This is a genomic window from Paracoccus sp. (in: a-proteobacteria) (assembly GCF_047605025.1).
Taxonomy (GTDB): domain Bacteria; phylum Pseudomonadota; class Alphaproteobacteria; order Rhodobacterales; family Rhodobacteraceae; genus Paracoccus.
This window is the reverse complement of record NZ_JASGGO010000009.1, coordinates 56,991-78,880: the sequence shown is the minus strand read 5'-3', so window position 1 is coordinate 78,880 and position 21,890 is coordinate 56,991. Positions and strand designations below refer to the sequence as shown.

The following is a 21,890-nucleotide window of genomic DNA, read 5'->3' as shown; positions in this document are numbered from 1 at the left end:
AGAGGGAAGGCGCGATGGCGACTATTCTGCTGGCGGCTGCGGGCGCCTCGGTCGGGGCGGGTTTCGGCGGCACGGTCCTGGGCCTTTCCGGGGCCGTCATCGGACGTGCCGTGGGTGCGACGCTGGGCCGGGTCATCGACCAGAGGCTTCTGGGTTCCGGCTCTAAGGCCGTCGAGACGGGCCGGATCGACCGGCTGCGGATCCAGACCGCCGGCGAGGGCACGCCGATTCCGCGCGTCTGGGGGCAGATGCGTATGCCGGGGCATGTCATCTGGGCTGGCCCGCTGGTCGAGACCCGGCGCAAGCAGGGCGGCGGCAAGGGCACCAGCCCCAGTGTGACCGAGATCAGTTATCGTTTGAGCTTTGCCGTCTCGGTCTGCGAGGGGCCTATTCTGGGCGTGGGGCGGATCTGGGCGGATGGAGAGGAGATTTCCCCCGACGATCTGGGCATGCGGGTCTATAAGGGCGGGGCCGAGCAATTGCCGGACCCCGCCATCGTCGCGGATCATGGCGACGATGCCCCAGCCTATCGCGGCATCGCTTATATCGTATTCGAGGATCTGGCGCTGGAACGCTGGGGCAATCGCGTGCCGCAATTCTCGTTCGAGGTCACCCGTGCGGCGATGCAGGGGCGGGGGCTGTCCCGCGAGGTTCAGGCGGTCGCGATGATCCCCGGCACGGGGGAATATTCGCTTGCGACGACAGCGGTGTCCTATGATTTCGGCCTGGGCGAGACCCGCGTGGTCAATCGCAACACGCCGATCTCGGGCACGGATTTCGATGGCTCGATGCGGATCCTTGGGCGGGAACTGCCTGCGGTCGGCTCGGTTTCGCTGGTCGTGTCCTGGTTCGGCGACGATCTGCGGGTGAACCATTGCACCGTCCGCCCCAAGATCGAGGATGCCTCACGCGAGGGTGAGGGCATGGCCTGGCGGGTGGGCGGGATAGACCGTGCCCATGCCAGCGAGGTTGCCCGGTCAAGCGGGCGTCCGATCTATGGCGGCACGCCCGCCGATGGGTCGGTGCTGGAGGCATTGCGCGCCATCGCCTCCAGCGGGCGCAAGGCGGTGTTCTATCCGTTCATCCTGATGGAGCAGCTTGCCGACAATGGGCGCGACGACCCCTGGACGGGCGCCTCGGATCAACCCGTCATGCCCTGGCGGGGCCGGATCACCGCGAGCATTGCGGCAGGGCGGCCGGACAGCCCGGTGGGAACGGCGAGTGCCGCGCATGAAGTGGCGAAGTTCTTCGGCTCGGCCACGCGCGAGGACTTCTTTGTCGAGGGTGGCGAGATTTCGTATCGGGGTCCCGATGAATGGTCCTATCGGCGGTTCATTCTGCATTACGCGCATCTTTGCGCCTTGGCGGGGGGGATCGACGCGTTTCTGATCGGCTCGGAGATGATCGGGCTTACGCAGATCCGTGCCGCCGGGGATGGTTTCCCGGCCGTCGCGGAACTGCGCCGGCTTGCGGCCGATGTGCGCGCCATCCTGGGAGAAGAGGTCAAGATCGGCTATGCGGCGGATTGGTCTGAATATTTCGGCTATCATCCCGGCGATGGGGATGTCTATTTCCACCTGGACCCGCTTTGGGGTGACGAGAATATCGATTTTATCGGCATCGACAATTACATGCCGCTGTCGGACTGGCGCGAGGGTGAGACGCATCTGGATGCGGGTTGGGAGCGCAACGACAATGTTGAATACCTGAAGTCCAATGTCGCGGGCGGCGAGGGGTTTGACTGGTATTATGCCCGCGACGAGGATCGCTTGGAGCAGAAGCGCAGGCCGATCCGCGACGACTTGTTCGACGAGCATTGGATCTGGCGCTACAAGGATATCCGAAATTGGTGGCTGAACGAGCATTTCGACCGGATCCGCGGGGTCAGGCAGTCGCAGCGGACGGCATGGAGGCCCGGCTCGAAGCCTGTCTGGTTCACCGAGATGGGTTGCGCGGCCCTGGACAAGGGGACCAACCAGCCGAATAAGTTCCTGGATGCGATGAGCTCGGAATCCTCTTTGCCCTGGTTCTCGGACGGGCGGCGGGACGATGCGTTGCAGGCGGCCTATATTCGGGCGATGACTGAATATTGGGAGAATCCGACAAATAATCCTGTCCGCGCCGCTTTCGGACGGATCGCGGCGGGGCGGATGATAGACATGGCGCGGGCGCATGTCTGGTGCTGGGACGCCAGGCCCTTTCCCGCCTTTCCGTCGCGCACCGACCTGTGGTCGGATGGCCCCGCCTGGGAGCGGGGCCATTGGTTGAATGGTCGTGCGGGCGCTGTTCCTTTGGGAGACGTGGTGGCGGAGTTATGCCGCGATGCCGGAGTTGCCGCATTCGATACCGGGGAACTGGCGGGCCTGGTTCGGGGCTATGTCGTTTCGGGTGCCGAAAGCGGACGCGCGGCGCTGCAACCGCTGATGCTGGCGCATGGCTTCGATGCCTTGGAGCGGGACGGCATATTGCAATTCCGCATGCGGGATGCGCGCGTGGACGCTGATCTGACCGTGGACGATCTGGCGATTTCGTCCGAAGTCGACATGCCCGAATTCACCCGCGCGGCGGAGTCCGAGACGGCGGGGCGGGTCCGCGCCACATTTGTCGAGGCGGGCGCGGATTATGTTGCGCGCACTTCCGAGGCCCAGCAGCCTGGAGGGGATGTGCTGACGGTATCGGATAGCGAACTGCCGATGCTGATGACCCCAGGCGAGGGTCTTGCCATGGCCGAGCGCTGGCTTTCGGAAACGGTGGTGGCGCGGGATGTGGTTCGTTTTGCGCTGCCGCCGTCCGCCGATGGTCTTGGACCGGGAGATGTGGTCCGGTTGATCGAAGGGGACGGTGTTGCCAGGCGGTGGAGGATCGACCGTATCGAACGATCCGGCGCCATCACGGTCGATGCGGTGCGGGTCGAGCCCGGCGTTTATCGCCCGGCGCGGCCCATCGCCGAAGAAATGCCGTCCAAAGCCTACCAGCCGCCACTGCCCGTCTGGCCGGTCTTCCTGGATCTGCCGCTGCTTCGGGGAGACGAGGTGCCGCATGCGCCCTATCTGGCGGTGACTGCCACACCTTGGCTGGGCGCGGCCACGGTCTGGAGTTCGGTGCAGGAAAATGGCGGTTACGCTTTGAACAGCACGCTGAACTCTTCCGCCGTCATGGGCGTGACGTTGGAGCCTCTGGAGACCGCGAGGGCGGGCTGCTGGGACCGGGGCGCGCCGCTTCGGATCCGTGTGAAGGGTGGCAGTCTGGAATCCGCGACCGAGACCGCCCTGCTGGCCGGGGCGAACCTTTTGGCGATCGGCGACGGCACGCCCGAAGCCTGGGAGCTGATGCAGTTCCGGGACGCCAGGCTGATTTCGTCAGAGGTATGGGAGATTTCGACCCGGCTTCGCGGCCAGGCCGGCACGGATGCCTTGATGCCCGAGATCTGGCCGGCCGGCAGCACGGTCGTTCTGCTGGACGGTGCCGCGCGTCAGGTGGATCTGCCGCCCTCGGCGCGCAATCAATTGCGCCATTGGCGGATAGGGCCGGCGACGCGGGTCCTGGGCGATGCCAGCTATCGCCATGTCGCGGCGGCCTTCAGGGGCGTGGGCCTGCGGCCGCTGTCGCCCTGCCATCTGGATCTGAGCGGCACCACCTTGCGCTGGATCCGCCGGACCCGCATCGACGGCGACGATTGGGCGGGTCTGGACGTGCCGCTGGGCGAGGCGCAGGAGCGGTATCTGGCACGCGTGGTGCAGAACGGCTTGGTCCTGGCGCAGACGACAACAAGCGAGCGGCAATGGAGCGTGCCGCCCGCGATATGGAACACGGCGATGGCGGCCGGACCCTTCGCGGTCGAGGTCGCCCAGCTTTCCGACAGTTTCGGCCCTGGCCTTTTTGCAAGGAAAATCATCAATGCCTGAGAATATGACGGCCAAGATCGAGCTGCCTCTGCTGGCGCCCGCCCAAGCCCAAAAGCATGTCACGGTGAACGATGCCTTGGCGCGGCTGGACGGCCAGGTGGACCTGGTGCTGCAAAGCCTGGGGCAGACCACGCCGCCCGAGACGGTGGTGGACGGGATGTGCTGGGCCGTGCCCGCTGGCGCCGTCAACGCCTGGGGGGGACAGGAGGGCAAGATCGCCATTGGTGCGAATGGAGGATGGATCTTTGTGCAGCCGCGCTATGGTCGCCGCGCTATGATCGCCGATCAGGGTTTGGCGGCTATCCATGACGGCTCTGACTGGGTTGCGGGCGCCATTTCGATGGGCGCGCACGGTTCGGGCATGATCGCGGGCCAACTTTCCGAGGATGTGACCCTGAGGGCGGGCGGCTTCGTCAATACCTCGATGGTCATTCCGACTGGCGCCATGGTGATCGGGGCGACTGCGCGGGTCCTGAGCCCCATCACTGGCTCTTTGAGTTCATGGACGCTGGGGAACGCGGATTCTCTGAACCGCTTCGGGCAGGGCTTGGGCAAGGAGGCGGGGGTCTGGGTCAGGGGAATCCTGTCCGCGCCCATGACCTTCTGGACGCCCACGCCGCTACGGTTGTCGGCGACGGGGGGCCAGTTCGCGGATGGTCAGGTCAGGGTGGTCGTGCATTGGTGGGAATTGCGGGTGCCGAACTGATACGCGCTCTTTCGGAGGACGAGGGTTTCCAGTAGAAGCGGCTTTGGGATGCAAGCCGACGGACATTGTCATGAACCTTCAGAAAGACATGATCGAGCCGCTTCAAGTGGGCGAGCAGGATGTGTCGCGTGAAACGATCTGGGCGCGCATTCAGCGCGAGGCGCGCATGGCCATACGTGACGAGCCGCTGCTGGGTGCCTTGATCCATGCGGGCCTGCTGCACCATTCCACATTCGAGGCGGCGCTGGCCTTCCGCTTTTCGCTGAAGCTCGCCTCCGGCGAAATGAGCGAGCAGATCCTGCGCGAAATCGCGGATGATGCCTTTGCCCGCGCGCCGGGACTTGCCTTGGCGGCCCAGGCGGATCTGATCGCGGTCTATGACCGGGATCCGGCCACGCATCGTCTGATGCAGCCGATCCTGTTCTTCAAAGGCTACCAGGCATTGCAAGCTTATCGTATCGGGCACTGGCTTTGGCAGAACGGGCGCCAGGACATGGCCTATTTCGTCCAGATGCGGTGTTCTGAAGTGTTCGGCGTGGATATTCATCCCGCCGCGCGGATCGGGACGGGCGTGATGATCGACCATGCCCATTCCATCGTGATCGGCGAGACGGCGGTGGTGGGCGACAATGTCTCGATGTTGCATTCGGTGACGCTGGGCGGCACCGGCAAGGAGGACGGGGACCGTCATCCCAAGATCGGCAATGGCGTCATGATCGGTGCGGGGGCCAAGGTTCTGGGGAATATCCAGGTCGGGCATTGCTCGCGCATCGCCGCCGGCTCGGTCGTGCTGACGGACATTCCGCCGTGCAAGACCGTGGCGGGCGTGCCCGCGCGGGTCGTCGGCGATGCCGGATGCAGCGATCCGTCGAGCGCCATGAACCAGCTTCTGGTGCAACCGGACCTGTTCTAAGCTTCAGGTCCAGTCCTTGATGCCGCTGCCGATCAGTTCGGGCAGGGAAATCCTTTCGCGTTTCAGGCGCGCGTCGATCTGTCGCGCGATCCTGTCGGCCAAAGAAAAGCCCTGATAGATCAAGGCCGAGTAGATCTGTATCGCCGAGGCGCCCGCCCGGAGCTTTTCCCAGGCATCTTCGGCCGAGGCGATGCCGCCGACACCCAGGATAGGAATGCGGCCAGCGATCTGCTGGCTGAGGCGCGCCAGCACCTGGGTGGATTTTTGAAACAGCGGCCGCCCCGAGAGCCCGCCGGCCTGCGCCGCATCGGCCGAGGTCAAGCCATCACGCGCGAGCGTCGTATTGGTCGCGATGATCCCGTCCAGGCCAGCCGCGACCGCGACGGCGGCTATGTCGGCGATTGCGCCGTCCTCCAGGTCGGGGGCGATCTTCACGAAGACCGGCGGACGGTTCGGCAGTTCGTTGCGCGCCGACACGACACCGTCGAGCAGCGCGGCGAGCGCTTCGGCCCCCTGGAGATCGCGTAGCTTCTCGGTATTCGGCGAGGAGACGTTGACGGTCAGGAAATCCGCATGCGCACCAGCGATGCGCACCACGGCCGCGAAATCCGCAGCCTTGTCGATGCTGTCCTTGTTTGCGCCGATATTCAACCCCACCGGAATTCCCGTAGGACGCTGGGCCAGGCGGGCGGCGATTACCTTTGCGCCTTCATTGTTGAAACCGAAGCGGTTGATGATGGCCTGGTCCTGCGTCAGCCGGAAAAGGCGCGGCCTGGGATTGCCCGGCTGGGGTCGGGGCGTGGCGGCGCCGACCTCGACGAAGCCAAAACCCGCGCGCATCAGCGCAGGCAGGGCGCGGGCATTCTTGTCATAGCCTGCCGCCAGCCCGACCGGATTGCGCAGGGACAAGCCCGCGACGGTGCAGGCCAGCCGCTCGGAACCGTATGGTTGGCCGGGCAGGGGCACCAGGCCCCGCTCAAGCGCGCGGATCGAGAGGTCATGCGCGCGCTCGGGTTCCAGAAGGTGCAGCGCCTTCAGGCCCGCCGTTTCGATCATCCTCATTCCAGTTCTCCCGGCTCGTGGCCGTTCAGGCCGGCGGTGATCGGACGTGCCCAAAGCACATCCTCGCGCCGCAACTCGCGATAGAGATGCGGGAAGAGCGCCCCGCCGCGAGAAGGCTCCCATTTCACTTTGTCCAGGGCGTCGATATCGACGGCAAGCAGGTGCAGGCCGTTTTCGCCGGCGAAATGCTTGGTCAGCGTCCCGCGGACCTGATCGGCGGTCGAGAGGTGGATATAACCATCCGCCAGGTCGATGGGCGCACCCTGGCTGCGGCCCTGATCCTGAAAGGCGCGGAATTCTTCGGCACGGAAAATCTTGTATGCGAGCATGCGCGGTTCATGCGCCGCACCCTGGGCCGCGTCAAGCCGGAAGCGCATCCGGGTTGACGGCGGTCGCCGCATCCCGGAAGCTGTCCCTGTCAAACCATCGATGACAGAGGTTCAAGATGAAACGCTGGCTCATGATCTCGGCTGCGGTCTTCTTCGGCGCGGGCTCGGCCCATGCGGAATACAAGCTGCATGTTCTGCATATCAACGATTTCCATAGCCGTATCGAGCCGATCACCAAATCCGACAGCACCTGTGCCGCCGAGGATGACGCCAAGGGCGAGTGCTTCGGCGGCGTCGCGCGTCTGGCGAGCAAGGTGGACGAGCTGCGCAAGCAACTGCTCGCGGATGGCCAGAACGTGATCCTGCTGGATGCGGGCGACCAGTATCAAGGCAGCCTGTTCTATACGACCTACAAGGGCAAGGACACGGTCGAGTTCATGAATATGATCGGCTTCGACGCCATGGCGGTGGGCAATCATGAATTCGATGACGGGCCTGCGGGCTTGCAGATACTGATCGAAGGCGTGAAGTTCCCGGTCGTCTCGGGCAATCTCGACGTGTCGCAATCGCCCGAGCTGAAGGGCAAGCTGGGCGATGTGCTGACGCTGGATGTCGGAGGCGAGAAGGTCGGGATCGTTTCGGCCCTGGCGATGGATACGCCCGAGACCGCCTCGCCCGGCGACAAGGTGATCTTCAAGGACGATCTCGATAGTTTGCGCGACGATGTGCAGGTGCTGAGCGATCAGGGTGTCAACAAGATCATCGCCCTGACGCATGAGGGTTATAAGCGCGACCAGGAAATCGCCGCCGATGTCGCGGGCATCGACGTGGTGATCGGCGGTCACAGCCACACCCTTCTGGGTGAGATGGAGGGCGCCGAAGGCCCTTATCCCACCATGGTCAAGGGAGCCGACGGTGTCGAGGTTCCCGTGGCAACCGCTTATGCTTACGGAAAATATCTGGGCCATCTGGTGTTGACCTGGGATGACAAGGGCAAGCTGATCAAAGCCGAGGGCCAGCCGGTGCTGCTGGATGCCTCGGTCCAGCCCGACGCTCGGGTCGCTGCTCGCGTCAAGGAGATGGCGGCGCCGATCCAGGAGTTGAAGCAGAAGCAGGTCGCCACCCTGAAGGCGGGCATCGACGGAGATCGCAACAATTGCCGCCAGCGCGAATGCGAGATGGGCAATGTGGTCGCGGATTCCATGCTGGACCGGGTAAAGGGGCAGGGCATCTCGATCGCCATCGAGAATGGCGGCGGCCTGCGTGCTTCGCTACAGGCCGGAAACATTACCATGGGCGATGTGCTGGCGGTGCTGCCGTTCCAGAACACGCTTGCGACCTTTCAGCTGAAGGGCGGCGATATCGTCACCGCGCTGGAGAACGGCGCCAGCCAGTATGACGAGAAGGCGGGGCGCTTTGCCCAGGTCTCGGGCCTGAAGTATACGGTCGATCCGAAGGCCGAGGTGGGCAAGCGCATCTCTGATGTGCAGGTCAGCGAGGGGAGCAAATGGGTGCCTCTGGATCCGGCGGCGATCTATGGCGTGGTCGCGAACAATTACACCCGCCTGGGCGGGGACGGCTACAAGATCTTCGAGACGAACGCGATCGCGGCCTATGATTTCGGCCCCGACATGGCCGATGTGCTGGCCGAGTATCTGGCCAAAAAGGGGCCGGATTTTGTCCCGGAGATGGATGGCCGCATCACGGTGAAATGAATCGGACCGGGCGCGGGGCTTGTCTTCGCGCCTATTCGGCTAAGGGTGGGGCGGTATCCGGCTCGTCCTGAAGCTCGGCCAGCAGGAAACGCTCGAAATCGTCCAGATCCACGGGATCAAACTGGCCGAAGCCCTGCATCCAGACCGAGGCTTTGCGCAGCCCGTCCGGCTCGATCTTGCACCAGATGATCCGGCCGCGACGCTCTTGCCGGATCAGTCCTGCTGTCACCAGCACCGCCAAATGTTTCGAGATCGCCGCCAGGCTGACCTGGAACGGTTCCGCCACATCGGTCACGGCCATGTCATCCTCAAGCAGCATCGACAGGATCGTCCGCCGGGTCGGGTCGGCCAGGGCGGAAAAGATCATGTCGAGGTTCGGCTGATGCGCGCTCATCGTCTTTGTTTAACTGAGTGGTTGAATAAAGGCCATGGGGCGATTTTCCCGAAGGCTGGTTCGGCTGGCGAGAATTTCCCAATATTGTTTATATAAAACAGATATTTGATGATTGCTCTCGATTGCTTGACTCGGGGCGTCGCAACCCCTATCACCAGCCTCAATCAATACACGGGGGCGTGAGCGATGTCCGAAGGGCCGGATGAGCAGGCTGCGCGCGTCCGGGATGCTGAACGGCTGCGGCAGCTTGAGGCCCGTCTGGGTGAAAAGGTGGCCCGTGAGGAGCAGTCGCGCGGCGAAGACCATTTCCGCCAGGCCAATATTGCCTGGCGCATGGTAACCGAACTGGTGGCCGGATTGGGCATCGGTTTCGGGATCGGATACGGGCTGGACGTGCTGTTCAGCACCGCACCGTTCCTGATGGTCGTCTTCGTGATGCTGGGCCTTGCGGCCGGGGTGAAGACGATGCTGCGGACGGCGAGGGACATAGGGAAGACACCGGGGCGCACCGGCGACGACAAGGGTGAATGACGATGGCTGTTACTGAAGAAGAAGTTGAGGGGCTGGTTTTCCATCCCATGGACCAGTTCATCGTCAAGCCGCTGTTTGGCGGTCACGACGTGCATTGGTATACGCCGACGAATGCCGCGCTGTGGATGGGTCTGGCCGCGCTTTGCGTGGTGGGCCTGCTCGTCTTCGGCACCCGTGGCCGTGCCATCGTCCCGAACCGCCTGCAATCCATCGCGGAGCTGCTTTACGGCATGGTCCGCAAGATGGTCGAGGACGTGACCGGCAAGGACGGGCTGAAATACTTCCCCTATGTGATGACGCTGTTCTGCTTCATCCTGTTCGCGAACTTCCTGGCCCTGCTGCCGAAATCCTTCTCGCCGACCTCGCATATCGCGGTGACGGCGGTGCTGGCGCTTCTGGTCTTCGTTGGCGTGACCGTGTTGGGCTTCGTCAAGAACGGCACGCATTTCCTGGGCCTTTTCTGGGTCAGTTCGGCGCCGCTGGCGCTGCGCCCGGTCCTGGCCGTGATCGAGCTGATCTCGTATTTCGTGCGTCCGGTCAGCCACTCGATCCGGCTTGCGGGCAACGTCATGGCCGGCCACGCGGTGATCAAGGTCTTTGCCGCATTCGCCGCCGTCGCCGCCATCGCCCCTGTCTCGATCGTCGCGATCACCGCCATGTATGGGCTTGAGGTGCTTGTCGCGCTGATCCAGGCTTATGTCTTTACCATCCTGACCTGCGTCTATCTGAAAGACGCCCTGCATCCGGCGCACTAAGCGCCGGATCGACGGTCGGACAATCGAAACCCTTTCCAAAGCCTCAAGGAGCATGAATATGGAAAATCTGGGTCAACTGGGACAATACCTCGGTGCCGGTCTGGCTTGCATCGGCATGGCCGGTGCTGCCATGGGTGTGGGCAATGTCGCAGGCAACTACCTGGCCGGCGCGCTGCGCAACCCCTCGGCCGCCGCTTCGCAGACCGCTACGCTGTTCATCGGCATGGCCTTCGCCGAAGCCCTGGGCATCTTCTCGTTCCTGGTCGCGCTGCTGCTGCTGTTCGCAGTCTGATCCTTTTGCCATCCTTGCGGTTGGGTGGGGGCATGACGCGCCCACCCGATTGTGAAACGACCGGCATGGGGTAGGATATGTTCAGCCTGTTGCAACAGACCGCGCCCGTCGTGGTCGAAGAAACCGAAACGGTGATCATCACCGAGACCGCCCCCGATGCAGCGCATGGTGTGGCGGCGCATGGTGCCGACGCGGCCCATGCCGCGGCTGAGGGCGCCCACAGTGCCGGAATGCCGCAATTGGACGTCAGCACGTTCGGCAACCAGATCTTCTGGCTGCTGGTGGTGTTGGCTGTCATCTACTGGGTTCTGTCGCGCGTGGCCTTGCCGCGTATCGGCGGGGTCATCAGCGACCGCCAGGGCGCCATCACCGGCGATCTGATGGCTGCCGAGGAGTTCAAGCAGAAAGCCAAGGAAGCGGAAGCCGCCTATGACAAGGCGCTGGCTGATGCCCGGACCGAAGCGAACAAGATCATCGCCGCCAACAAGGCCGAGATGCAGAAGGAACTGGACGCCGCCATCGCCCATGCCGATGCCGAGATCACCGCGCGCTCGGTCGAATCCGAGAAGCGCATAGGTGAGATCCGTGCCTCGGCGGTCGAGGATGCGCGCAATGTCGCCCGCGACGTGACCCAGGCCCTGGTCGAAAGCTTTGGCGGCAATGTCGATCAATCCATGGTCAACGAGGCCGTGGACCAGCGGCTGAAGGGGGTGCTGCAATGAAACGTCTGAGCGTCCTTTTCGCCCTGCTGGCCAGCCCGGCCTTCGCCGCGTCCGGCCCGTTCTTCTCGCTGCGAAACACGGATTTCATCGTCACGCTGGCCTTCCTGCTTTTCGTGGGCATCCTGGTCTATTACCGGGTGCCGCAACTGGTGGGCGGTCTGCTGGACAAGCGGGCCGAGGGTATCCGCAACGATCTGGCCGAAGCCCGGCGCCTGCGGGACGAAGCGCAGGAGATCTATGTCAGCTACGAGCGCCGCCAGCGCGAGGTCAAAAGCCAGGCCGACGAGATCGTCGCCAACGCGAAGCGCGAGGCCACGCTTGAGGCCGAGAAGGCCAAGAAGGCGCTTGCTCTGTCGATCGAGCGCCGCCTGAAGGCCGCCGAAGAGCAGATCGCCAGCGCCGAAGGCGATGCGGTCCGCGCCGTTCGCGACCGTGCGATCCAGACCGCCGTGGCTGCCGCGACCGAAATTCTGGGCAAGCAGACCACCGCCGACCAACGGCGTTCGGGCATCGACAAAGCCATCGAAGATGTGGCCCGCCGCCTGAACTGAAACAAGATACGCGGCCTTCAAGGGCCGGTGCATCGGACAGTGATCGGCCCCCGTGACAGCAATGTCCGGGGGCTTTTTTCATGCTTGGCGGCTGGCTTCTGGCTGCTGCGCGCCTGGGCCAGGCACGCTTGGGCGACGCATGCTTGGGCAATGTATGGCGGGCAATAGAAAAGGGCCGGCGTGATGCCGGCCCTTCTGGTCGTGGCCGTGGAAATCAGCGGCTGTTTGGAGTGATCAGGATTTCGACCCGGCGGTTTTGCGCCCGGCCTGCCACCGTGTCGTTCGAGGCGACCGGGTTCGCGGCGCCCCGACCCGTGGTGGTCAGCCGCCCCTGCGCCACGCCGCCCGCCGTCAGGATGCCCGAGACCGAGCGTGCCCGGCGCTCGGAGAGGTCCTGGTTATAGGCGGCCGAGCCGGTGCTGTCGGTATGGCCGATCACCTGGATGCGGCTGTCTGAATATTGGTTCAGGTTGCGCGCGATGGTGTAAAGATCATTCTGTCCCTGGGCACCGACGGCCGCCGAATCGGTCGCGAACAGCGTGGATTCCGGCATTACCACGGTCAGGTAATTGCCATTATTGACGATGCGGATATTGGGGTTGTTCAACTGCTGTTGCAGCGCCTTTTGTTGCTGATCCAGGATCGAGCCGCCGACCGCGCCCGCGGTCGCGCCGATCAGCGCGCCCTTCAGCGCATTTTCCTTGCTCTCTCCGGCGCCGATCAGGCCACCGACGACGGCGCCGGCGATGGCGCCCTGCTGGGTGCGGCTCAGGTTGGTCTGGCCGCCGGACGTGCCGTAGGAGTCCGTGGTCGCACAGGCGCCAAGCGCGAACACGCCCACCGAGGAGATCAGCAGCGCAATACGGGTTTTCATCATGTCACCTTTCTTCATGGAGCGATTCAACGCCGCCTTGTCCTACGACGCGCCCCAAGCGTTCAACCGCAACTTGGGTCTGGTCTTCAAGCACGGGCAAGATGGCACGGGTTCCCGCGCAACTCCACAGAAATACATCGGAAAAGCGATATCGCGCCGCTCACATTGCGGCGATGGCGGTGCGGGCGGGACCGGCGTTTTTTGCCTGCGCGCCTTGCGTTGGCGCGCGGGCCGGGGCATGTGGAGGCATGGCCCGTGCAACCCTGTCCCGCAGTTTCCAGCCCTTGCCCTATGGCGCCCAGGTCGCGATCTTTTCGTGCCTGCGCGAGGCCAATCCGCAGCCGGAGACCGAGCTTGAATATACCAATGCCTTCACGCTGCTGGTCGCGGTGGCGCTGTCGGCCCAGGCGACGGATGTGGGTGTGAACAAGGCGACCAAGGCGCTTTTCGCCCAGGTCTCGACGCCCCGGCAGATGCTGGACCTGGGCCTTGAGGCGTTGACCGATCACATCAAGACCATCGGGCTGTTCCGGCAGAAGGCGAAAAACGTCATCGCCCTTTCGCGCATCCTGGTCGAGGAATATGGCGGCGAGGTGCCGCAATCGCGTGCCGCGCTGATGACCCTGCCCGGCGTGGGACGCAAGACCGCGAATGTCGTCCTGAACAGCGTGTTTCACTTTCCGGCCCAGGCGGTCGACACCCATATCTTTCGCGTCGGCAACCGCACCCGCATCGCGCCCGGTCGCGATGTCGAGGCGGTCGAGCGCGCCATCGAGGACAATGTCCCCGTCCCTTTCCAGCAGAACGCGCATCACTGGCTGATCCTGCACGGCCGCTATATCTGCCAGGCCCGCCGTCCGCGCTGCAAGATCTGCCCCATCGAAGACCTCTGCCCCTATGAGGAGAAGACCGAATGACCACCCCCTATGTGATCGGGATCGGCAATGCCGTGATGGATGTGATCGCGCCGACCTCGGATGCCACGCTGGCGCGGCTGGGGGTGGAAAAGGGCATCATGCAGTTGATCGAGCGTGAACGCTCCGAGTTCCTGATGGCCGCCCAATCCGCCGACAAGGGCGCGGGCAAGGCCCGGCTGGTCCCCGGAGGCTCGGTCGCGAACACGCTGGCGGGACTGGGCATGATGGGGCTGCGCACCTGCTTCATCGGCAAGGTGGCGGACGATGCCCTGGGTTTGAGCTATGCCGAGCAGACCGAGGCGCAGGGCACGGTCTTCGTGAACCCTCCGGTCGCGGGCGAGGTGCTGCCCACCTCGCGTTCGATCATCTTCGTGACGCCGGATGGCGAGCGTTCGATGAACACCTATCTTGGCATTTCGGGCGGCATCTGCCCCGAGGACGTGAACCCCGCCACCTTCAGCGGCTGCGATTGGCTGTTCCTGGAGGGCTATCTTTTCGACAAGCCCGAGGGCAAGGCCGCCTTCCTGAAAGCCACCGAGGCTTGCCACGCTGAGGGCGGGCAGGCGGGCATCGCGCTGTCAGATCCTTTCTGCGTCGACCGCCACCGCGAGGATTTCCGCCGCCTGGTCGCGGGGCCGATGGATTACGTCATCGGCAATGTCCATGAGTGGCAGTCGCTTTATCAGGTCGAGGATCTGGAACAGGCCCTGACGCTGGCCCGCGCCGATTGCGGCACGGTGATCTGCACCCGCTCGGGCGAGGATGCCATCCTGATCCGTGGCGACGAGCGCGTGACGGCCCCGGTCAACCGCGTCGTTCCGATCGATGCGACCGGCGCGGGTGACCAGTTCGCCGCCGGGCTGATCCACGGCCTGGCGCGCGGCCTGCCCCTGGCGGTCGCCGGCCGCATGGGCTGCATCGCCGCCGCCGAGGTGATCTCGCATGTCGGCGCCCGGCCTGAAAGCGATCTTTTGGCCGCCTTCCGTGCGGATGGTCTGATCTAGGCGCTTCCGGCGCGCTTGGCATGGGTATTTGAAAAACGAAGAAAGGCCCGAGGCGGGGGGCGAAGCCGCGACAGGGCAAAGCCTGGGGGCTTCTTCGTTTTTCAAATACCCATGCGACGCAGGCGGACAAAGCCGAGCAAGCCGACTTTGTCGCTGCCCGCTTTCTCAGGCGGCGTTCTTTCCGGCCCCGAAGCGATCATGGAAGTTTTCGTTCTTGTCCGCCATGTCCTTCAGAAGTCGCGGCGGGGCGAAGCGGGCGCCGAATTTCCGGGCCAGATCCTCGGCGATGTCGACGGCGCGGGGCGCGCCCAGCATGTCGAGCCAGCCGAAGGGGCCGCCGGACCAGGGCGCGAAGCCCCAGCCCAGGACCGCGCCCACGTCGCCTTCGCGGATGTCTTCCAGCACGCCCTCTTGCAGGGCGCGCACGGCCTCAAGCGATTGGACGAACATCAGGCGGTGCTGGATCTCGGTCAGGTCGGGCTGGTCGGGGCATTCCGGCCATTCCGTGGCGAGGCCGGGCCAAAAGCCCTGGCGCTTGCCGGCATCGTCGTAATCGTAGAACCCGGCCTTGGCCTTGCGGCCCAGCCGGCCCAACTCGGCCAGCTTGAAGATCACCGCATCCACCGCCCCATCCGGGTAGGCGTCGCCCATCGCCGCGCGGGTCGCCTTGGCGATCTTGACGCCCAGGTCGATCGAGGTTTCGTCCACCAGTTGCAGCGGCCCCAGCGGCATTCCCATCATCTTGGCGGCATTCTCGATCAGGATGGGGCTGGTGCCCTCGGCCACCATGCGGATGCCTTCGTTGATATAGGGGATGATGCAGCGATTGGCGTAGAAGAAGCGCGCGTCGTTGACCACGATGGGCGTCTTGCGGATCTGGCGCACGAAATCCAGCGCCTTGGCCACGGCGCGCGGGCCGGTCCGATGGCCCTTGATGATCTCGACCAGCAGCATCTTGTCCACGGGGCTGAAGAAATGGATGCCGATGAACTGTTCCGGCCGGGCGCTGGCCTTGGCCAGTTCGCTGATCGGCAGGGTCGAGGTATTGGTGGCGAAGATCGCGTCCCGCGGGATCGCGGCCTCGGCTTTCGCGGTGACCTCGGCCTTGACCTTGGGATCCTCGAACACTGCCTCGACCACCAGGTCGCAGCCGGCAAGGGCGGCGTAATCGGTGGTGGCGGTGATGCGGGCCAGCACCTCGGTCTTTTTCGCCTCGGTCGCCTTGCAGCGGCTGATCGCCTTGTCCAGGAGGTCTGCCGAATGCGCCTTGCCGCGATCGGCGGCCTCTTGGGCCGCGTCGATCAGCACCACCTCGATCCCCGCCATGGCGCTGACATGAGCGATGCCGGCGCCCATCATGCCGGCGCCCAGGATACCGACCTTGCGCACGGTCTGGTCCGGCGCCTCGGGGCGGTTCGCGCCTTTCTCCAGCGCCTCCTTGTTGATGAAGAGGCTGCGGATCATCGCGGTCGAGGAGGGGTTCATCAGCACATTGGTGAACCAGCGCGCCTCGATTTTCAGCGCCGTGTCGAAGGGCACCAGCGCCCCTTCATAGACCGCGCTCAGCAGCGCCCTGGCCGCCGGATAGACGCCCAGCGTCTTGCCATGCACCATGGCGCTGGCGCCCACGAAGGTCATGTAGCCCGCCGGGTGATAGGGCTCGCCGCCGGGCATCTTGTAGCCCTTGGCGTCCCAGGGCTTGACCAGATCGGCGTCCGAGGCGCTCAGCACCCAGTCGCGGGCGGCTTGCAGCGGGTCGGCGGCCACCTCGTCGATCAGCCCCGCCGCCCTGGCCTTGGCCGGATCGCTCAGCTTGCCTTCCAGCAGGAAGGGCGCGGCGCCCATGGCGCCCAGCTTGCGCACCAGCCGCGTGGTGCCGCCGCCGCCCGGAAAGATGCCGACCATGATCTCGGGCAGGCCGATCCTGGCCTTGGGGTTGTCGGCGGCGAAGATGCGATGCGTGGCCAGCGGCAGTTCCAGCCCGATCCCCAGCGCGGTGCCGGGCAGGGCCGAGGCGATGGGCTTGGCCCCCTTTTTCGTCTTGGGGTCCATGCCGGCCAGTTCGATCCGGCGCAGCAGATGGTGCAGGGACATGGTGCCGTCGAAGACCGCCCGCGCGCCGCCGTCCTTCATCGCTGCGATGACGTTCAGGTCCATGCCGGCGGCGAAATCCTTTTTGCCGCTGGTGATGACGATGCCCTTGACGGCCGGATCGGCCAGCGCGTCGTCGATCAGCGCGCCCAGTTCGGCGGCGCCTTCCAGCGACAGCACGTTCATCGACTTGCCGGGCACGTCCCAGGTGACGATGGCGACGCCGTCGTCGCCGGTCCGCATGGTGAAATCGGTCATTCTCTCTCTCCCTCGCTCGGGTAGGGGGTGCCGTCCAGACGCACATATCCCTGGGGCGTCGCCAGCAGGTCCAGGCCCGGATAATGGCAGATGTTGTTCGGTTGTCGGCTGCCGGCGATCAGGTAGGTCGCGGGCGCCTCGCCATGGTTGCGCAGCGTATGGGCGACGGGGGTGCCCGCCTTCCAGCAGCAGGCATCACCGGGGCGGATCACGGTCTCGATCCCATCCTCGATGACGGTCAGTTCGCCTTCGAGCATGTAAAGGAATTCGTCCTCATGCTCTTCCCAATGCGGCTGGCTGCTTTGCTTGCCGGGGTGAAGCGTCTCCAGCGCGATGCCGAACTGCGTCAGTCCGCCTGCCTCGGTCAGGTGACGATAGGAAAGGAACCCCCGGCCCAGGTTCCAGGGATCGGGATAGCCCGAGACCCCCTCGGTCACCGGCACGCTGTCCTTGCGAATGATCATCACACGCGCTCGATGATGGTGGCCGCGCCCATGCCCGAGGCGATGCACAGCGTGGCAAGGCCCAGGGCCTTGTCCTGCCGCTCAAGCTCGTCCAGCAGCGTGCCGATGATGATGGCGCCGGTTGCGCCAAGGGGGTGACCCAGCGCGATGGCGCCGCCGTTGACGTTCACGCGTTCGGGATCGGCCTGGAAGGCTTGCAGGAAGCGCAGCACCACGCTGGCGAAGGCTTCGTTCACCTCGAACAGGTCGATGTCGCCGATGGTCAGCCCGCTTTCGCGCAGGATCTTCTCGGTCACCGGGACCGGGCCGGTCAGCATGATCGTCGGATCGGTGCCGATCTTGGCGGTGGCGCGGATGCGGGCGCGGGGCTTCAACCCGTGCGCCTGGCCGAATTCCGCGTTCCCGATCAGCACGCCCGCCGCCCCGTCCACGATGCCCGAACTGTTGCCGGCATGATGAATATGCTCGATCCGGTCCAGATGCGGGTATTTCAGCGTGGCCACCTTGTCGAATCCGGGCATCGCCTCGCCCATGTCCTTGAAGGCGGGCTTCAGCCTGGCCAGGTCGTCCAGCGTGGTGCCTGGGCGCAGGTATTCGTCGCGGTCCAGAATGGTCAGCCCGTTCTGGTCCAGCACGGGAACGATGGACTTGTCAAAGCGGCCCTCGGACCAGGCCAGGGCGGCGCGGCGCTGGGATTCCACCGCCAGCCGGTCGGCATCCTCGCGCGAAAAGCCGTATTCGGTGGCGATGAGATCGGCGCTGATGCCTTGGGGCACGAAAAAGGTCGGGAAGGTCAGGCTGGGATCGACGGCGATGGCGGCGCCGTCGCTGCCCATGGGGACGCGGCTCATCATCTCGACTCCGCCGGCGATATAGGCCGCGCCGGCGCCGCCCATGACCTGGTTCGCGGCCAGGTTCACCGCCTCCATGCCGCTGGCGCAGAAGCGGTTGATCGAAAGGCCGGGAATGGATTGGTCCAGCCCCGAGGCCAGCACGGCCGAGCGTGCCAGGCAACCGCCCTGTTCCTTGACCTGGGTGACATTGCCCCAGATCACGTCCTCGACCGCGTGGCCGATAAGCCCGTTGCGGTCCTTGATCGCATCCAGCAGCCGGGCCGAAAGCGCGACCGAGGTGACCTCATGCAGGCTGCCGTCCGGTCGGCCCTTGCCGCGCGGCGTGCGTGCGGCGTCATAGATATAGGCGTCGGTCATGCGTCCTCCTTCGCGGCCCGGTCCGCGGGATTGCCGGGCATCAGGTCATAGGGATGTTTCCAGCCGGGCAGGGCCTGAACGCGGCTCAGCCAGGTATCTATATGCGGCCATTCCGAGCGGTCGAAGCCGAAAGGCTCGGGATAGAAGAGGTAACCGCAGCATGAGAGGTCGGCGATGGTCGCACGGTCTCCGGCAAGCCAGTCGCGGCCTTCAAGCTGGCCGTCCAGCGTCCCGAGCGCGGCGCGCATGCGGCCCCGCATCCAGCCGATCACCTCGGCGGGACGCTTTTCGGGCGGCAGGAAGTTCATCAGAAAGCGCAATGCCCCGAATTGCGACGAACCCTTGTGATTGTCCCAGAAAAGCCAGCGCAGGATCTCGTTTCGATCACCGTCGAGAAAGCGCCCGGTCCTTTCGGCCAGATGCAGCAGGATGACGCCCGATTGCGTCAGGGTCACGTCCCCTTCGATGAAAACGGGGGCCTCGGCCATCCCGTTCAATGCGCGATAGTCCGGGCTGCGCGTCGCGCCGCCGAAGAAATCGACGAAGACCGGCCGCCAAGAATAGCCGGTGAGCTCCATCATCAGCGCGACTTTGTAGGAATGGCCGGATTCTCCAAAGCAATGCAATTGTGCGGTCATGTGCTCTTTCCTTTCTGCGCTGTCGGGGCGGGTGGCGGCGCCGGATTATGGGTATTTGTAAAGCAAAGAAGGTTAGAGGTTTCTTAACCTTTCGCCACTACGTTCAATATTGCGGTACAGGCTGGGGAGCCGATGACCGCAAGCGAAGAAGGCGCTCCGAGGCTCCCGGCTTGTCCCCGTCAAACGGGGAGGCCCGGTGTCTCGGAGCCCAACCTGGCCCTTCTTTGCTTTTCAAATACCCATAATCCGGCATCTCGACCCGCGTTCTCCTTGCAGTTTCAGAACTGCGCCTCGTCCAGCGCCATCACCGGCTCGGCGCCGGAACGGATGCGGGCCAGGTGGGTTGCGGTCATCGGCAGTTGACGCGCCATGTAATAGCGCCCGGTGGCAAGCTTGGTTTCATGGAAAGAGGGATCGGCCGCGCCTGCCGCCAGCGCGTTGCAAGCGGCGGCCGCCATGCGCAGCCACATCAGGCCAAGCGCCACATGGCCGAAGAGGTGCATGAAATCATAAGAGCCCGCCAAGGCGGCATCTGGATTTCTCATGCCCTGCTCCATGAAGAACATGGCTGCCGATTGCAGATCCTTCGAGGCTGCTTTCAGCGGCTCGCAGAAGGGCGCGCGAAGCTCTTCCTTGGCCTCGTGCCGCTTGATCTCGGCCTTGATCAGGTCGAAGAAGGCCATGATCGGTTTACCGCCTTCGGCAGCCAGCTTGCGGCCCACCAGATCCAGCGCCTGCACGCCGTTCGCCCCTTCGTAGATCATGGCGATGCGGGTGTCGCGGACGAACTGGGACATGCTCTGTTCCTCGATATAGCCGTGGCCGCCAAAGACCTGCTGGGCCTGCACCGCGCTTTCGAAGCCCTTGTCGGTCAGGAAGCCCTTGATCACCGGCGTCAGCAGCGAGACCAGCGTCTCGGCCTCGTGATCCTGGGTCAGGCGGCTGCGGTCGATCAGGTGCGCGGCCCAGGTGGCCAGCGCGCGGGCGCCCTCGACGAAACTTTTCTGATCCATCAGGTTGCGGCGGATGTCGGGATGGACAAGCAGCGGATCGGCCGGTCCCGTGGGGTTCGCGGCCCCGGTCACGGCACGGCCTTGCAACCGATCCTTGGCATAGGCCAGCGCGTTCTGGTAGGCGGCTTCGGCCACGGCATAGCCTTGCAGGCCGACGCCGATCCGGGCCTCGTTCATCATGGTGAACATGGCCTTCATGCCCTTGTGCTTCTCGCCCAGCAGCCAGCCGCGGGCGCCGTCGTAGTTCATGACGCAGGTGGAATTGCCGTGGATGCCCATCTTTTCCTCGACCTTGCCGACCGAGACCGCGTTGCGCGCGCCGAGCGCGCCGTTTTGATCGACCAGGAATTTCGGCACGATGAAAAGCGAGATGCCCTTGGTGCCCTCGCCGCCGCCGGGGGCCTTGGCCAGGACCAGGTGGATCACGTTCCCGGCCATGTCGTGGTCCCCGGCCGAGATGAAGATCTTCTGTCCGGTGATCAGGTAGCTGCCATCCGCCTGCGGCTCGGCCCGACTGCGCAGAAGGCCCAGGTCGGTGCCGCAATGCGGCTCGGTCAGGTTCATCGTGCCGGTCCAGTCGCAGTTGACCAACCGGGGCAGATAGGTGCGTTTCTGCGCCTCGGTGCCATGAGTGTGGATGGCGGAATAGGCGCCATGCGTCAGCCCCTGATACATGGCGAAGGCCATGTTCGCGCCCGAAAACAGTTCTCCCGCCGAGATGCCGATCACATAGGGCATGCCCTGGCCGCCATATTCGGGATCGCAGTCCAGCGCGGTCCAGCCGCCCTCGCGCAATTGCGAAAAGGCTTCCTTGAACCCGTCGGGTGTGCGCACCACGCCGTTTTCCAGCTTGCAGCCCTGGCGGTCGCCTGTTCCGTTCAGGGGCGCGATCACGTCCGAGGCGAGCTTGCCCGCCGCCTCCAGGATGGCCTGGGTGAAGTCGCGGTCCAGATCGGCATAGCCCGGAACGTCGAGCGTCGAAATCCCCAGCACGTCATGCAGGATGAATTGAAGGTCGCGCAGGGGGGCGGTGTAGGTGGTCATCGGTCCTCCGGGGGGATGTCCTGCGCCCCGGAGGCGCGGGATGTCATGCTTTCAAGCCAGGTCTCGCCCTGGACGATCTGCTGGCGAAGTTCGTCGATCGCCACGGCAAGCTCGCGCTGCTGGCGTTCCATGTCGGCCAGGCGCGCGCGCGCGGTGGCGAGGGTTTGGGTGGTCTGGGTGAGGTTGCGCTCGGCCGGATCGTAAAGCTCGATCAACTGGCGGATCTGTTCCAGCGAAAAGCCGAAACGCTTGCCGCGCAGGATCAGCTTCATCCGGGCGCGATCCGAACGGCCGTAAAGCCGGTGCTGGCCCTGTCGTTCGGGAAAGATCAGTTCGCGGGATTCATAGAAGCGCAAGGTGCGCGGTGTCACCTCGAAGATGTCGCACATTTCGCGGATGGTCATCAACTGGTCGCTCATGGCCCTCCCTTCCGATTGCTTGGGGTGGAATATAAAGCAAGTTGACGTTCACGTCAGCGGAGACGTGGCGTCAGATCGCGAG

At 64.6% G+C, this 21,890-nt stretch carries 21 protein-coding genes; 11 read left to right on the top strand and 10 right to left on the bottom strand.

Annotated elements, in window-relative coordinates; genetic code table 11:
• Positions 1 to 14: 14 nt before the first annotated feature.
• The 3 genes from QM682_RS07235 (at position 15) to cysE (ending at position 5,524) form a co-directional block, all read left to right on the top strand.
• Complete coding sequence (locus tag QM682_RS07235; RefSeq protein ID WP_415128269.1) at positions 15 to 3,905, top strand: baseplate multidomain protein megatron; 3,891 nt, start codon at positions 15 to 17, stop codon at positions 3,903 to 3,905.
• Positions 3,898 to 4,611, top strand: a complete 714-nt coding sequence (locus QM682_RS07230) for a DUF2793 domain-containing protein (RefSeq protein WP_415128268.1) — start codon at positions 3,898 to 3,900, stop codon at positions 4,609 to 4,611. Before QM682_RS07235 ends, QM682_RS07230 begins: the two co-directional genes overlap by 8 nt.
• Before the next feature lie 70 nt (positions 4,612 to 4,681).
• Positions 4,682 to 5,524, top strand: coding sequence for a serine O-acetyltransferase (cysE, locus tag QM682_RS07225; protein ID WP_415128267.1), 843 nt, complete (start codon positions 4,682 to 4,684; stop codon positions 5,522 to 5,524).
• 3 nt (positions 5,525 to 5,527) lie between these two features.
• On the opposite strand, the gene QM682_RS07220 is transcribed toward cysE, so the two are convergent.
• Both QM682_RS07220 and QM682_RS07215 read right to left on the bottom strand, forming a co-directional pair.
• The gene (locus QM682_RS07220) at positions 5,528 to 6,586 is read right to left on the bottom strand and encodes a quinone-dependent dihydroorotate dehydrogenase (protein WP_415128266.1); all 1,059 of its coding nucleotides are present in this window, start codon (positions 6,584 to 6,586) and stop codon (positions 5,528 to 5,530) included.
• Positions 6,583 to 6,915, bottom strand: a complete 333-nt coding sequence (locus QM682_RS07215) for a DUF952 domain-containing protein (protein ID WP_415128265.1) — start codon at positions 6,913 to 6,915, stop codon at positions 6,583 to 6,585. Before QM682_RS07215 ends, QM682_RS07220 begins: the two co-directional genes overlap by 4 nt.
• A gap of 116 nt (positions 6,916 to 7,031) precedes the next feature.
• Between QM682_RS07215 and QM682_RS07210 the strand changes: the two genes are divergently transcribed.
• The gene (locus QM682_RS07210) at positions 7,032 to 8,630 is read left to right on the top strand and encodes a bifunctional metallophosphatase/5'-nucleotidase (RefSeq protein ID WP_415128264.1); all 1,599 of its coding nucleotides are present in this window, start codon (positions 7,032 to 7,034) and stop codon (positions 8,628 to 8,630) included.
• A gap of 31 nt (positions 8,631 to 8,661) precedes the next feature.
• Here QM682_RS07210 and QM682_RS07205 read toward each other — a convergent pair whose 3' ends face one another.
• Entirely contained in the window at positions 8,662 to 9,024 is a 363-nt protein-coding gene (locus QM682_RS07205) for an ArsR/SmtB family transcription factor (protein ID WP_415128263.1), read from the bottom strand.
• 186 nt (positions 9,025 to 9,210) lie between these two features.
• Between QM682_RS07205 and QM682_RS07200 the strand changes: the two genes are divergently transcribed.
• The 5 genes from QM682_RS07200 (at position 9,211) to QM682_RS07180 (ending at position 11,875) form a co-directional block, all read left to right on the top strand.
• Complete coding sequence (locus tag QM682_RS07200; RefSeq protein WP_415128262.1) at positions 9,211 to 9,555, top strand: AtpZ/AtpI family protein; 345 nt, start codon at positions 9,211 to 9,213, stop codon at positions 9,553 to 9,555.
• A 2-nt stretch (positions 9,556 to 9,557) separates the two neighbouring features.
• Positions 9,558 to 10,310, top strand: coding sequence for a F0F1 ATP synthase subunit A (locus QM682_RS07195; protein WP_415128261.1), 753 nt, complete (start codon positions 9,558 to 9,560; stop codon positions 10,308 to 10,310).
• A 58-nt stretch (positions 10,311 to 10,368) separates the two neighbouring features.
• Entirely contained in the window at positions 10,369 to 10,602 is a 234-nt protein-coding gene (locus tag QM682_RS07190; protein ID WP_114348568.1) for a F0F1 ATP synthase subunit C, read from the top strand.
• A 77-nt stretch (positions 10,603 to 10,679) separates the two neighbouring features.
• Positions 10,680 to 11,324 carry a F0F1 ATP synthase subunit B' gene (locus QM682_RS07185; RefSeq protein ID WP_415128260.1) on the top strand — a complete coding sequence of 215 codons (645 nt, stop codon included), beginning with the start codon at positions 10,680 to 10,682 and terminating at the stop codon, positions 11,322 to 11,324.
• Positions 11,321 to 11,875, top strand: coding sequence for a F0F1 ATP synthase subunit B (locus QM682_RS07180; RefSeq protein WP_415128259.1), 555 nt, complete (start codon positions 11,321 to 11,323; stop codon positions 11,873 to 11,875). Before QM682_RS07185 ends, QM682_RS07180 begins: the two co-directional genes overlap by 4 nt.
• A gap of 214 nt (positions 11,876 to 12,089) precedes the next feature.
• Here the strand turns inward: QM682_RS07180 and QM682_RS07175 are convergent, their stop codons facing one another.
• Positions 12,090 to 12,749, bottom strand: coding sequence for an OmpA family protein (locus QM682_RS07175; protein WP_415128258.1), 660 nt, complete (start codon positions 12,747 to 12,749; stop codon positions 12,090 to 12,092).
• A 248-nt stretch (positions 12,750 to 12,997) separates the two neighbouring features.
• Here QM682_RS07175 and nth point away from each other — a divergent pair, with 248 nt between their 5' ends.
• A complete protein-coding gene (gene nth / locus QM682_RS07170; protein WP_415128257.1) occupies positions 12,998 to 13,666 on the top strand; it encodes an endonuclease III in 669 nt (222 codons plus the stop codon).
• A complete protein-coding gene (locus tag QM682_RS07165; RefSeq protein ID WP_415128256.1) occupies positions 13,663 to 14,670 on the top strand; it encodes an adenosine kinase in 1,008 nt (335 codons plus the stop codon). Before nth ends, QM682_RS07165 begins: the two co-directional genes overlap by 4 nt.
• Positions 14,671 to 14,835: 165 nt before the next feature.
• Here QM682_RS07165 and QM682_RS07160 read toward each other — a convergent pair whose 3' ends face one another.
• The 6 genes from QM682_RS07160 to QM682_RS07135 form a co-directional block, all read right to left on the bottom strand.
• Positions 14,836 to 17,019, bottom strand: coding sequence for a 3-hydroxyacyl-CoA dehydrogenase NAD-binding domain-containing protein (locus QM682_RS07160; RefSeq protein ID WP_415128255.1), 2,184 nt, complete (start codon positions 17,017 to 17,019; stop codon positions 14,836 to 14,838).
• Positions 17,016 to 17,483, bottom strand: coding sequence for a cupin domain-containing protein (locus QM682_RS07155; RefSeq protein ID WP_415128254.1), 468 nt, complete (start codon positions 17,481 to 17,483; stop codon positions 17,016 to 17,018). The genes QM682_RS07160 and QM682_RS07155 overlap by 4 nt, the downstream gene beginning before the upstream one ends.
• Entirely contained in the window at positions 17,483 to 18,694 is a 1,212-nt protein-coding gene (locus QM682_RS07150) for an acetyl-CoA C-acetyltransferase (protein ID WP_415128253.1), read from the bottom strand. Before QM682_RS07150 ends, QM682_RS07155 begins: the two co-directional genes overlap by 1 nt.
• Positions 18,691 to 19,332, bottom strand: a complete 642-nt coding sequence (locus QM682_RS07145) for a glutathione S-transferase family protein (protein WP_415128252.1) — start codon at positions 19,330 to 19,332, stop codon at positions 18,691 to 18,693. Before QM682_RS07145 ends, QM682_RS07150 begins: the two co-directional genes overlap by 4 nt.
• Positions 19,333 to 19,610: 278 nt before the next feature.
• The gene (locus tag QM682_RS07140) at positions 19,611 to 21,389 is read right to left on the bottom strand and encodes an acyl-CoA dehydrogenase C-terminal domain-containing protein (RefSeq protein ID WP_415128251.1); all 1,779 of its coding nucleotides are present in this window, start codon (positions 21,387 to 21,389) and stop codon (positions 19,611 to 19,613) included.
• Positions 21,386 to 21,808 (bottom strand): MerR family transcriptional regulator, encoded by a 423-nt coding sequence (locus QM682_RS07135; RefSeq protein WP_415128250.1) that lies wholly within the window; start codon positions 21,806 to 21,808, stop codon positions 21,386 to 21,388. The genes QM682_RS07140 and QM682_RS07135 overlap by 4 nt, the downstream gene beginning before the upstream one ends.
• Positions 21,809 to 21,890 lie beyond the last annotated feature (82 nt).